The organism is Acidovorax sp. A1169 (assembly GCF_030704685.1).
In the GTDB taxonomy this organism is placed as follows: domain Bacteria; phylum Pseudomonadota; class Gammaproteobacteria; order Burkholderiales; family Burkholderiaceae_C; genus Acidovorax.
Window position 1 is genome coordinate 30,373 of sequence record NZ_JAUZDX010000017.1, and the last position, 12,614, is coordinate 42,986.

The window sequence follows — 12,614 nt, forward strand, 5'->3', positions numbered from 1 at the left end:
AATGTGAATGATTGAGGGAGGAATTTTCATGCCGGGTTTTGTCCGAAAAATACTGATTTTCATCACGGGCTATGCATGGCTCATCCTGCTGGCGGGCCCGGGCCTGGCCGGCCTGGCCATCTGGAGCAACTGGAAGGCCGATGGCGACCACGCCTACACGGCGCGCGAGCAGTTGCAGACGGTGGCCGGCACGGTCACCGGCGCCAGCGAGGTGACGGTCAAGCGCAAGCGCCGCTCCACCAAGCAGTACTACGAGATCACCCTCAAGCCCGAAGCGGGTGGCGAAGAGCGCAAGCTGCGCATCGCGCACAGCGAGCCCAAGGCGGTCGTGAGCGACATCATCGACGAGAAGGTCACCGCGCTGTACGACAGCAGCGACAGCGACATCGTCTACGAGGTGGTGATGGCCGGCAAGCCCGTGATCAGCTATGAGGCCACGCGCACCCGCATGCAGGCCGAGGCCGCGTCCACGGCCCAGTCCTTCAGCGGGGCCGGCATCTGGGTGCTGGCCGTCGTGCTGACGCTGCTGGGCGCCGCCGGCGTGTGGTCCAACCGCAAGCTGCGCCGCGCCGACGAGCTGGCTGCCGCCTGACCCCTACCCGAAGAGAGAGGCAGGAAGCGGCCCACAAGGCCGCTTCCTGTGTGAGAAGTAGCAACCACAACCGAGGAACACCCTTGTGAACACCAATGTACTGACCCCTGAGGACCCGTCCGGCTCCCCCATGGAGCGCCGCGAGTTCATCGTCTCCACCTACAAGCACCTGGGCGCGGCCATCCTGGCATTCGTCGTGCTGTCGGCCGTGCTGATGATGAGCGGCTTTTCCACCACCACGGCCAAGATGCTGATGGCCAGCGGCAACAAGTTCATCTGGCTGGGCGTGATGGGCGCCTTCATGCTCGTGGGCTGGCTGGCTTCCTACCTGGCCGACAACGCCGAGAAGCCCCAGACCCAGCTCATGGGTCTAGCGATCTACGTGCTGGCCGAGGGCCTGATCTTCGCGCCCTTGTTCGGCATCGCCCAGATCGTGGCGCCCGGCGCCATCGGCGCGGCAGGCTTCATCACGCTCTTGATGGTGGCGGCGCTGACCTGGACGGCCTTCACCAGCAAGTCGGACTTCTCGTTCCTGGGCGGCATCCTCAAGGTGGGTGGCCTGGTGGCGCTGGGCACCATCGTGGCCGGCGCGATCTTCGGCTTCAAGCTCGGTATCTGGTTCTCCGGCATCATGGTGCTGTTCGCTGGCGCCTGCGTGCTGTACGACACCTCGCGCATCATCCACGACTATCCCACCGACCGCCCTGCCGGTGCCGCGCTGCACCTGTTCGCGTCGATCGCGCTGATGCTCTGGTATGTGCTGCGCATCCTGATCAGCCTGGCATCCAGCGACGATTGAGCTGAAGCCGGTGCCCTGCGAAGGGCACCCACCAGAAGCAGGAACACCGGGCCATGCCACCGCATGCACCCGGTGTTTGCTTTTGTAGAGCCCGCAGCAGGCTCAGTCAGCCACGTCCACCGTGACCTGCCCCAGCTCCTTGCTGCCCTGCACGCGCGCCGTGTTGGCCGCGCGGCCCCACTCGAAGGGCACGCGCACCAGCTCGCGTTCGCCCTGCTCACGCACGGCCTCCACCACTATCTGGTAGCGCCCCGGAGGCAGCTGGGCGAGCGGCCCCTTGCCGCCGGCGAAGTGCAGGACGTGCGTGCCCACAGGCCGCGTGGCCCCCGTGACGCCGTCCACGGGCAGCGGGAGCTGCTCGCCTCCCGTGCGCCACCATGAGCGCAGATTGCGCAGCCAGCCCTTGCCCAGGCCGTCCTTGAGGCGCATGTCGTACCAGACGGCCAGCGTGCCCACCACCGCCTTCTCGTCGGCCTTTTCCACCCAGGCCGCAAGGTAGGGCCGGTAGTAAGAGGCGGTCGGGATCTCGGGCAGCGTGATCTGCAGCGTCAGCGACGCCGCAGCCGCCGGCCCGGCAGCCAGGGCCAGCGCAACCGCCAGGCAACTGCGCTGGTATCCGCCCTTGACCTCAGTCGTCATTGGCACGTGCCTGGGGTGGGCGCGGTGGATCCTCCTTGGAGACGGTGCCGTCGCCATTGGTATCCAGGTTCTTGAAGGTCTTGTCGGCAATGGCGGCGTCTTCGGCCGCCGTGAATTGGCCGTCGCGCGCGCGGTTGACGATGGCAAAGCGCACGTGCGCCTGCTTGATGCTGTTCTCGTAGGCCTTGTCGGGCTGCTTTCCGTCGTCGAAATACTGGCGCTTGAGCCGGCCTTCGAACTCGGCCACGTACTCGGCCTCGCTCAGCACACCGTCGCCATTGGTGTCGGCGGCACGAAAGCGCTGCAGGCGCACGGCGTCGAACTCGGCGCGCATAACCTGGCCGTCGCGGTTGGTGTCGTAGCTGCCCAGAAAGGCCTGCAGGCCGTGCCCACCGGCGGGCCGTGCGGCGGTGCCTGGAGCTGGCGTGGTGGCTGGCGCGCTGGCGCAGGCCGACAACAGTGCCGCAGCGGCGAGAGCGCTCAGCAGGGAAAGATTTCGGATGCTCATGGTCGTTGCCTTCTTTCTATCGGGTGGAGAGGAGAGTCGTCGTTGTCATCATCAGAAGTCCACGTTCATGCTCAGCGCATAGGTGCGCCCGGGTGCCGTGGACAACGCGATCTGGCGCCGGTCCTGGGCGGACTGCGGCTGCAGGTTGCGGGTGCTGCTGTAGGCCCAGTACTTCTTGTCGGCGATGTTGAAGATGCCGGCAGTCAGGCGCACGTTCTTGCTGACGCGGTAGTAGCCGGCCAGATCGAAGCGTGCGAAGCCCGGCACGCGAAACAGCTCGGTGGTGGAATCCGTGAGCGTGACGCCGGGGTCGTTGCTGAAGGCCAGGCGGTTGGTCGAGACGGCCTGCTTGCCCTTCACGAAGGTGCCGGTGAAGTTCAGGCCCCAGGCCTTCTGCGGTGCATCGAAGCCCAGGCCGATGATGGCCTTGCCTGGCTGCACCGAGTCGAGGTCCACCTTCTTGTCGCCTGCGAGTTTGGATTTGGAGCTGCCCTGGCTGTAGCCGAAGGCCCAGGTGCTGTACAGGCCCTTCGCGGCCGGTGTCCAGGTGCCGTGGTCCAGCCGGGCGCTGAACTCGGCGCCCGAGATGGTGGCCTCGTCGCGGTTGTTGGCTTGGTAGAGGATGCTCAGGCTTTGCTGGATGTTCGTGAACATCTCGGGGTTGTTGGCCCGCGTGAAGCGCGTGTACGAGATGAAGTCCTTGTAGCGGGTGTGGAACACCGAGCCGTTGAACACCACGCCCTCGGCGGGCGAGCCCTTGAGGCCCAGGTCGAAGGCGTTGCTGGTTTCCTTGCCCAGGTCCTTGTTGCCGACCAGCGCATAGGTGCCGCCGCCGCCGTTCCAGTAGCCGAAGACCTCGCTGTTGGTGGGAGCGCGGCCACTGCGCTTGTACTGGGCATAGGCCGTGAGCGCGGGCGCCACGTCGTAGAGCACGGCGAAGCTCGGGCTGGCGATGGTGGTGGCTGCGGTGCTGCCGTACATGCGTTCGAGCTCCGCCGCCGAGATGCGCTCGTTGGCGAAGCTGGCCACGTTCTCGATGCGGGGCTTGACGCGGTCCACGCGCAGGCCGGGCACCAGGGCCAGGCGCCTGCCGGCCACCTGGAACTCGATGGTGTCCTCCATGAACAGGCCGCTGCGCACCGTGGTGGTGTCCGGAAAGGGCTGGCGGGCCGCCTGCGGGTCGGTGGAGCTGAACGGGTGCGCGTTGTCCGCTGTGGAGTGGTTCACCCCGAACTTGAGCGCGTGGTTACCCACGCGCTTGTCGGCCACGCTGGAGAAGCCCACCTGCCGCGTGGTGTTGCGCGAGATGTCGCGTTCGTTCGCCCGCGTGGCCAGGGTCACCGTGTCGGTAACGTCGTTCATCTCCGTGTCCTGGAAATAAATGCGCGTGTTCAGCTGGTCCACCAGGCCCCCGCCGATGGGCGCCCAGGTGTGCGCGGCATGCAGGGTGCTGCGCTCGGTCTTGGCCAACTGGTGCGAGTTGCCGGTGACGGCGGTGGCCGCCGTGTTCCAGGCCTCGAAGCGGGTGTCGCTCTCGCGGCGGTACAGGTCCGCGCCCAGCTCCAGCCTGTGCTCGGAGTTCACACGCAGGCTGCCCTTGAGCAGCAGGGCGTCCGAGTGCCAATCGTCCGGGTAGCTGGGCACGCCCAGGCTGTTGTTCTTCGTCTCCTTGCCATCGCGGCGCACGTAGCTCACCAGCGCTCTGAAATCGCCCGACAGGCCTGCGGCCGTCATGCCCTTGGTCCAGGCGCTGTTGGCACCGCTGTAGCCGAGCCTGGCACCCAGGTACAGGGGCTTGCTGGCGCTCACGTAGTCTTCGGGCGACTTGCTGCGAAAGCTCACCGCGCCGCCGATGCCGCCGGCCGTACGCTGCGAATTGGTGGTGCCTGACTGGATCTCCACCGCTGAGTAGATGTCGGGGTCGATGAAGTCGCGGCCCATGCCGAAGGTTCCGTCCTGCGCGCGGTTGGTCAGCGGGGCCCGGCTCACGGCGTCGGGCATTTCGATGCCGTCCACGTCCAGGCCCACGCGGTTGCCTTCGATGCCGCGGATGTTGTAGCCCGTGGTGCCGCCACGGTCATAGCGGCTGGCACCGCGTGTGGAGCCGGTCACCGTACCGGGGGCTTCCACCAGGGGCTGGTAGCGGATCACGTCGGCGATGCCCGTAGCACCGGTCTTCTCGACCTCGTCCTGCGTGATCACGGTCTTGGCACCGGCCTCGCGGCGCAGGGCCTCGGCCCTGACCTTGACCTCGGGCAGCGATTCGTGGTCGCGCGCCTGGGCCACCAGGGTGCTGTCGGCAGGTGCCTGCGCCATGGCGGATGACATCGGCCACAGCAGGGCCTGGATGGCCAGTGCGATCAGGCTGGCGCGCCATGGCGAGGTGGCGAAGAAGGCAGCGGTGCAGGAGGAAGCGAGCGCATGGGCGTTATCGCCAGGCGCGTGCCTGGCAGGGGCCTTGCGGCCGGACTGGGTCATGGGTTTCCTCGGGATTCAAGGGGTTGCTTGCTGGACCCCTTTGCACTCAAAGAAACATCTGGCTGTGAAGTACCCAATTGTATCAATGCGATTGATACGCATTTATAGATAAGTTGCACCCTTGCCACGGATGCTGTGTAAAGCTGGTCCAAAATAGCTGCGCCCCCGCCATCCACTCCACGGCCATCCATGAGCACCACCCCCCCTTCTGCGAACCAATCCGTGCGCCTGGCGCCCGAACAACGCTGGGCCGATGAGCTGACCCGCCTGGCTGCGGCAGACACCCACGCCCGGCCGCCGGGCTGGAAGCTCTCGCCGCGTGCGGTGCGCCAGTTCATCCTGGGCGATGCCAAGCTGCAGGTGACGCAGAAGTTCTTCGGCGACGACCCGCTGGTGGACCGCGCCATCGTCACGCTCATGGGCCACCAGGGGCTGATGCTGGTGGGCGAGCCGGGCACGGCCAAGTCGCTGCTGTCGGAGCTGCTCTCGGCGGCCATCAGCGGCGACTCGGGCCTCACGGTGCAGGGCACGGCCGGCACCACCGAAGACCACATCAAGTACAGCTGGAACTACGCCCTGCTGCTGGCCGAGGGCCCGAGCCAGCGCGCGCTGGTGCCCTCGCCGCTGTACCAGGCCATGCGCGCGGGCAAGCTGGTGCGCTTCGAGGAAATCACGCGCTGCCCACCCGAGATCCAGGACGTGCTGATCTCGCTGATGAGTGACAAGCAGCTGATGATCCCCGAGCTCGGCGACGACGCGCGGCTCTTCGCCCAGCGCGGCTTCAACATCATTGCCACGGCCAACCTGCGCGACCGGGGCGTGCACGAGATGTCGTCGGCGCTGAAACGCCGCTTCAACTTCGAGACCGTGCGCCCGATCCGCGACCACCAGTTCGAGGTAGACCTGGTGATGGCCCAGCTCACGCGCGAGCTGGCAGGCAGCGAGGCGCCGGTGAACGTACCACGCGACGTGGTGTCGCTGCTGGTCACCACCTTCCAGGAGCTGCGCGCGGGCCAGACGCAGGAGGGCACGGCCATCAAGGGGCTTGATGCCGTGATGTCCACCGCCGAGGCGGTGAACGTGGCCTATGCGGCCGCACTGCAGGCGCGCCACTTCAACGACGGCGAGCTGACGCCACGCGAAATCGCCGGCCAGCTGCAGGGCGTGGTGCTCAAGGACAGCACCGAGGATGCCAAGCGCGTGCGCCACTACTTCGACACCGTGGTGCGCGAGCGCGCGCGGCGCGACCCGCAGTGGAAGGCGTTTCACGACGCGGCCCGCTCGCTGTGGCAATAGCGATGAGCGCTGTACCGCAGCCCCCGGGCCTGCCGCCGGAGATCGCGGCCCTGCTGCCTCAGCTGCTCGGTGACGAGGGCATCTTCTTCGTGCCCGTGCGCCACCACAGCCCGGCCTGCGCCTGGGCGCTGCGCCACCTGCTGCGCGAGATGCGCCCGGCGGCCGTGCTGATCGAGGGCCCGGATGACCTCGACGCCCTGCTGCCCCTGCTGCAGGACCCGCTGACCCGCACCCCGGTGGCCTGGCTGTGCCAGGCCACGCGAGAGGCCAAGGCCGAGCCGCCTGACCCCGGCGAGGAAGGCGCCGAGGCCGAACCAGAGCCCACCGGGCCGCGCACCGTGACCAGCAGCTCCTTCTACCCCCTGTGCGACTACAGCCCCGAATGGATCGCCGTGCGCGAGGGTGCGGCCCTCGGCGCGCAGGTCGCACTCATCGACCTGCCCTGGCGCCTCAAGGCCTGGGAGCGCCGCTACGGCGGCGGCGACGACGGGGAGGAAACGCAGGCCCCCGACACCGCACGCAGCCAGATGGAGGAGCGCCACTTCGCCCACAGCCGCTACCTGAACGCCATGGCGCGCCAGCTCGGCTGCGTGGACCACCACGACCTGTGGGACCGTCTCTTCGAGCTGCGCACGCCCGAGGCGCTGGCCGACTGGCGCACGCTGTTCGCCGACGTGTTCAGCTGGTGCGCCATGGCCCGGCAGGACTACGAGCCCGAGGTGCTGGAAGCCGAGCTGAGCCTGCCGCGCGAGCGCCACATGGCCGCGCACATCCGCCGCTGGCGCAGCGCGGTGAGCGGCCCCATCGTGGTGGTGACCGGGGGCTTTCACACCGCCGAGCTGCTGCGCAGCTGGAAGACCGCCCCGCCCATGGCGGCGCCCGCCAAGGCTTCGACGAAAAAAGGCAAGGCCACCGAGCCCGATGCCTGGCTGATCCGCTACAGTTTCGAGCAGCTCGATGCGCTCAACGGCTATGGCGCCGGCATGCCCTCGCCGGGCTACTACCAGCAGGTGTGGGAGGCATTGGAAGCCCGGCCACAGCGCGACGCCCCCGCAGCCGCGGCGGTACACCCCCTCACGGTGGTGGCGCTGGACCTGCTGACCCGCTTTGCGCAGCAGACGCGCGCACAGGACCAGGCCGACGCCGTTTCCACCGCGCTGGTGCAGGCCGCCGCGCTGCAGGCGGTGCGCCTGGCCGAGCTGCGTGGCAATGCCGGGCCGGGCCGGCAGGACCTGCTGGACGCGATCCGCTCGTGCTTTGTCAAGGGCGCGATGGACGAGGGCACGCGCGGCTTCACCGCCGACCTGCGCGCCTTCCTGGGCGGCACGCGCATCGGGGATGTGCCGCCCTCGGCCGGCTCGCCGCCGCTGATCGAGGACGCGCGCCGCCTGGCCCGCGCCGCTGGCGTGCGCCTGGACGACAGCACCTCGCGCACGGTGCGGCTGGACCTGTACCGCAAGCCCTCGCACCGCGAGCGCAGCCGCTTCCTGCATGCCATGGCCTACCTCGATGCGGACCTGGCGCAGTGGGTGGCTGGGCCCGATTTCATTGCCGGCAGCCGGCTGAACATGCTGTTCGAGGAATGGCGCGCCGCCTGGTCGCCCATGGTCGAGGCGCGCCTGATCGCGCTGGCCGGTGACGGCGCGAGCGTGGAGGCGGTGTGCCTGGCGCGCCTCCTGCGCGAAGAGGCGGCCCTGTCGGAACAGGGCCGCGGGCGCAGCGCCAGCGCCGCCGTGGCCTTGCTGCAGCGCGCCTGCCTGGTGGGCCTGCACGCGCGGCTGCCACAGCTGCTGGCCATGCTCTCGGCCCACCTCGACGAGGACGCCTCGCTCGGCTCCGTCGTGGAATGCGGACATCGCCTGGTCACCCTGTGGCGGGCGCGCGAGCCGCTGGGCGTGCAGCAGAACCCGCAGCTGGCGGGCCTGCTGCAGCGCGTGTGGCCCGCCGCCCTGTACCTGCTTCCGCCGCTGGCGCAGACGCCAGCGGACGGGCAGGAGCAGGCCGTGCGCCTGCTGCTCTCACTGCGCGAACTGGGGCGCCTGCTCGCCAGCCTGGACGAAAGAGAAGACGCCAGTGCCATCGATGCCAGCCTGCTCACGGAGCACCTGCAACGTTTTGCCACCGGTGCCGGCGTTGCACCGGGCGTGGCCGGCGCCGCAACGGCGCTGCTCTACCTGGATGGCCACTGGGACGATGCGGCGCTGGACGCCGTGGTGCGCCAGCGCTTCGGCCCCGGCGCACAGCCGCAGGAGGCGGTGCAGTTCCTGAACGGCATGATGACCGCAGCGCCCGAGCTGCTGCTGCGCCTGCCGGCCCTGCTGCAGGGGCTGGACACGCTGGTGCGCCAGTGGGACGACGAGGCCTTCGTGGCCCACCTGCCGGACCTGCGCCAGGCCTTCACCGGGCTGCGCCCACAGGAAACGGCGGACCTGGCCACCAAGGTGGCGCAGCTGCACGCAACGGACGAGGCCACGGCTGCGACGCTCGCCGGCATGCACTACGAGACCACCGAAGAGGATCTGCACGCCGGCCTGCGCCTGCAGGCCTTGCTGGAAGCCAGCCTGCAGCGCGACGGGCTGGCGCACTGGATACGCTGACGGGCTGGCTCAGTAAGGCGGGCTGTACGGCGAGCGCAGCGGCTGCACCGGCAGCGCAATGGGGCCGGTGATGGGCTGCAGCGCATAGCGCACATACAGCCCGCCCGCCACCTCGCGGAAGTTGCGTGCGTTGTCCACCGCCAGGTGGGCACCGACGAAGACCTGGGGCTGCCACTGGTACTCAAAGGCGCCGCCCAGGCTGTAACCCAGGCCGGTGCGCGACTGGCCGGCGTAGCTGGCGGTGGCGCCCTGGCCCGATGCGGCCAGTGCCGCCTGGGCTTGGCGCACCCCGTTGCCCGGGAAGTAGGGCGCGGCGTCTTCGCTGAAGTTCTGCACGCCCAGAGAGCCGCGCAGCTGGTAGGACAGGCGGCCGCTGCGCTCCATCCACTCGACCGGCAGGGCCAGCGATGCAAAGCGCTGCGGACTGAAGTAGCCACCGTGGCCGGCCGTGTGGTAGCGCAGGTTGTGCTCGTAGGCGAGCAGCGTGGCGCTCACCCCGGCCGTGAGGTCGGCGTCGGGCGTGCGGTGCAGGTGCCAGTACAGGCCACCGCCGAGTTCGGTGCGGGTGTTGCTGCGCACGCCCTCGCCTGTCAGGGTGTGCCAGGCACCGTAGCCGTAGCCGCCGCGCCGACCGTCGTCCCAGCCCAGCTGCGCGCGCAGGCCAGTGGCGAGCACGCCGCCCCAGCGCTCGCCGGTGCGGGCATCGCGGGCGCCGGCCAGGGACAGCAGGCTCTCGGTGACCACGCGGCGCGATGCCTCCACCGTGGCCGTCCAGTGCGGGCCGAGCAGGCCGCGCGAATCCAGCGGCGTGCGGTAGCGCACACCGCCGGTCAGGTCTACATGCCCCAGGCGCAGCGGCGCGGTGCCCAGGTCCAGGCGCAGGCCGCCCACCTCATAGGCCACACCCACGCCCACGCCGGTGTCACCCTGGCGGCCGGGCGTGCGGACACCCGTACCTTCCAGCGCGGCCACCGGCCCGCCACCGAAGCGGCTTGCGCTGCCATAGCCGCTGCCGACGGTGCCGGCGCGCGCATCGGCCGGGGTGATGCGCAGCGACAGCAGGCCATCGCCCGCGGCCCACTGCACCTGGATCGGGGCCTCGACCTCGGTCAACTGGTTCAACCCGGCCTCGCCGGTGCGCACCCGCCCGACCACGCCGACCGTGAAGGCCGTGGCACGGCTTTCACGGATGTCGCGCAGGGCATCGCGCGCAGCGGCAGGCGCACGCCCTGTGGCCTGGGCAGCGGCCAGCAGCTCCAACGCGCGCTGGGTGCGGCCCTGCACGCGGGCCAGCCGGCCTGCGGCAGCCAGCACCTGGGTATCGGCCGGCGCGGCGGCCAGGGCCCTGCTGGCAAGGGTGTCGGCATGCGCGTCGTCGCGCGCATCGGTGGCGGCGTCGAGCGCCTGTACCAGCAGCGGCACGTCGCCCGGCCAGGCCTGCAGCAGGCGCCCGTACAAAGCCCGCGCCCCGGCGTAGTCGCCGCTGGCCGCCAGCAAGCGTGCCTGCGCGGCCAGTAGCTGCGGCTCGCCGGGCTGGGCCTGCAGCAAGGGGGCCAGCAGGGCCAGGGCGCCCGCCCGGTCGCCGGCCTCGCGCAAGGCGTCGGCCCGGCGGACGGTGAAGGCGCGTTCGATGTCGGCCAGGCTGGCACGCTCGCGCGCCGCCAAGGGCCTGCTGTGCAGGGCGCCTAGGGTGTCCTGCAACGCGGCATCCTCGCGCGCTGCGAACAGCACCAGGGCGTATTGCAATTGCATGGCCGCATCGGGCCGGGGGCTCAGGGCCACCATCTGGCGTGCCAGTTCCAGCGCGCGCACCGTGTCGCCGGCATCGGCATGGCCCTGGGCCAGTACGCCCAGCAGCACGGGGTTCTGGCCGGCCATTGGCGCAGCCTGGGCCAGCGAAGCGCGCGCATCGTCTGCACGGCCGGCAGCAGCCAGGGCCACGGCAGCATCCACCTGCAACTGCAGGGCGGCCCGCTGCTGCAGAGCAGCCATGTCGGCCGTGCGCTGCGGCGCAGGGATGCGGGCCAGCAGATCGAGAGCGGCCTGCCAGTCGGTGGCTTCGGAGGCCAGCAAGGCGCTGGCATACAGGGCTTCGGGCGGGGGCGGATTGCCGGCCGCCTGCAGCAGGCCCTGCATGACGGCCCGGGCCTCGGCCGCACTGCCCACGCGCAGCGCCAGGCGCGCCAGGTCCAGCCGCACCCAGGGGTTGGCCGGATCGCTGGCCAGGGCGTTGTCGAGCGCCGCACGGACCGCGGCCTCGTCGCCCCGCGCCACGGCAGCGCGGGCCTGGCCCAGGGCCTGTGTGGCGCGCAGGCGCCCGAGGGCGCCCAGCTTGTCCTGCAGAGCGGCGGGCAGCCGCTCCATGAGTTCCAGGGCCTCGGCGCTGCGCTGGCCGCGTTCGAGCAGGCCCACCAGGCCGCGCAGTGCGTCAGGGTGGTCGCCCTGGCGGGCGAGGACCTGCCGGTAGAGGGCCTCGGCCGCATCGGGCTGGCCGGTTTGCGAAATCAGGTCCGCCAGCGCCACCTGGGCCGTCGCCTCCCCCGGTTTCAACTGCACCGCCTGCTGCAGCGTGGCGCGCGCCGCATCGTTGTCGCCACGCTCGCGGGCCGCGGTGGCATCCGCCACCAGCGCCCAGTAGCTGGCGCTGGCCAGGGCTTCGGCCCAGCGCGCGGGCGTGCCGGCCTGCGAGGCCTGCGTGAGCAGTTCGCGTGCAGCAGCGAACTGCCCCTGGCGCAGGCGCACGATGCCCAGGCCGCCCAGCGCATCGGCATCGCGCGCACGGGCGGCCAGCACACGCGTGAAGGCGGCGTCCGCTGCGGACAGATCGTCGGCCTGCAGCGCACGAAAGCCCGCGGCGCTGCGCTGGCGCAGGGGGTCTGCGGGGCGCGCGGGGCTGGCCGCAGCCCGGCGTTGCGCGCCCTGCGCCTCGACCAGCCAGGCCTGCACCTGGGCCTCGCCTGGGTGGGCACGCAGGTAGTCGCGGTACAGCCCGGCGTCTGCCGGGCGGGTACCCACCCAGCCCAGGGCCTTGCGCCAGCTCTCGGTGGCGGCGGGCCCCACGCCGGGCTGGCTGGCCAGGCGGGCCAGCCCGGCGATACCCTCGCGCCGCGTGGCGTCGCGGTAGCTCAGGTGCTGGGCATAGGCCAGGGCCACGCGCGAATCGCCGGGTGATGCCTGGGCCAGCGATGCCAGGCCCTTGCGCGCCTCGTCCCAGCCATCGGGCGTGCCGCCCAGGGTCTGGTAGTACTCCAGGGCCAGCGGCCCGGTAGGGGCCCGCCCGCCCAGGGCCACTTGGTAGGCGGCCAGTGCTTCGCGGCCCTGGCCCTTGCGTGCCAGGGCGCGCGCCGCCTCGATGGGCGATGCGCCAACGCCGCCGGCACGCAGGGCCTGCTGCAGCCGGGCCACCAGCGGGCTCGCCGGGTGGGCGCGCTGCAGCTGGGCCAGGTAGCGCTGCGCGCCCTCGGGCCGGCGCGCGGCCAGCTCGGCCTGGGCCATGCCGTAGAGCGCGTCGGGGTGCGCGGGGTCGGTGCGCAGCAGCTTCTGCCATGCCTCGCCCGCACGCTCGGCATCGCCGAGCTCCTGCCAGTAGCGGGCCTGGTTGACCAGCGCCTGCGCCGCCGCGTCCTGCGCCAGGGTGCTGCCCGGGGCGGCCAGCGCACACAGCAGGGCACCAGTCATGAGGGAGGGGGCGCCGCGCACCGCCAC

8 protein-coding genes are annotated in these 12,614 nt (G+C 70.7%); 4 read left to right on the forward strand and 4 right to left on the reverse strand.

What is annotated here, in order from left to right:
- Positions 1–28: 28 nt before the first annotated feature.
- Both QYL93_RS23305 and QYL93_RS23310 read left to right on the forward strand, forming a co-directional pair.
- Entirely contained in the window at positions 29–592 is a 564-nt protein-coding gene (locus tag QYL93_RS23305) for a DUF3592 domain-containing protein (protein WP_305745885.1), read from the forward strand.
- A gap of 85 nt (positions 593–677) precedes the next feature.
- Positions 678–1,391 (forward strand): Bax inhibitor-1 family protein, encoded by a 714-nt coding sequence (locus QYL93_RS23310; protein ID WP_305745886.1) that lies wholly within the window; start codon positions 678–680, stop codon positions 1,389–1,391.
- 102 nt (positions 1,392–1,493) lie between these two features.
- Here the strand turns inward: QYL93_RS23310 and QYL93_RS23315 are convergent, their stop codons facing one another.
- From QYL93_RS23315 to QYL93_RS23325, 3 genes are read right to left on the reverse strand one after another with little or no spacing between them, the layout of a single operon-like run.
- On the reverse strand, positions 1,494–2,030 hold the full coding sequence (locus QYL93_RS23315; protein WP_305745887.1) for a DUF2271 domain-containing protein: 537 nt from the start codon (positions 2,028–2,030) through the stop codon (positions 1,494–1,496).
- Positions 2,020–2,538: an EF-hand domain-containing protein gene (locus QYL93_RS23320; protein WP_305745888.1), complete on the reverse strand. Its 519-nt coding sequence runs from the start codon at positions 2,536–2,538 to the stop codon at positions 2,020–2,022. The genes QYL93_RS23315 and QYL93_RS23320 overlap by 11 nt, the downstream gene beginning before the upstream one ends.
- A gap of 51 nt (positions 2,539–2,589) precedes the next feature.
- Positions 2,590–5,016 carry a TonB-dependent hemoglobin/transferrin/lactoferrin family receptor gene (locus QYL93_RS23325; RefSeq protein ID WP_305745889.1) on the reverse strand — a complete coding sequence of 809 codons (2,427 nt, stop codon included), beginning with the start codon at positions 5,014–5,016 and terminating at the stop codon, positions 2,590–2,592.
- Positions 5,017–5,205: 189 nt separating this feature from the next.
- On the opposite strand from QYL93_RS23325, the gene QYL93_RS23330 reads away from it, so the two are divergent.
- Entirely contained in the window at positions 5,206–6,312 is a 1,107-nt protein-coding gene (locus QYL93_RS23330) for an AAA family ATPase (RefSeq protein WP_305745890.1), read from the forward strand.
- 2 nt (positions 6,313–6,314) lie between these two features.
- Complete coding sequence (locus QYL93_RS23335) at positions 6,315–8,909, forward strand: DUF5682 family protein (RefSeq protein WP_305745891.1); 2,595 nt, start codon at positions 6,315–6,317, stop codon at positions 8,907–8,909.
- Between the two features lie 9 nt (positions 8,910–8,918).
- On the opposite strand, the gene QYL93_RS23340 is transcribed toward QYL93_RS23335, so the two are convergent.
- Complete coding sequence (locus QYL93_RS23340) at positions 8,919–12,587, reverse strand: cellulose biosynthesis protein BcsC (RefSeq protein WP_305745892.1); 3,669 nt, start codon at positions 12,585–12,587, stop codon at positions 8,919–8,921.
- Positions 12,588–12,614: the final 27 nt, after the last annotated feature.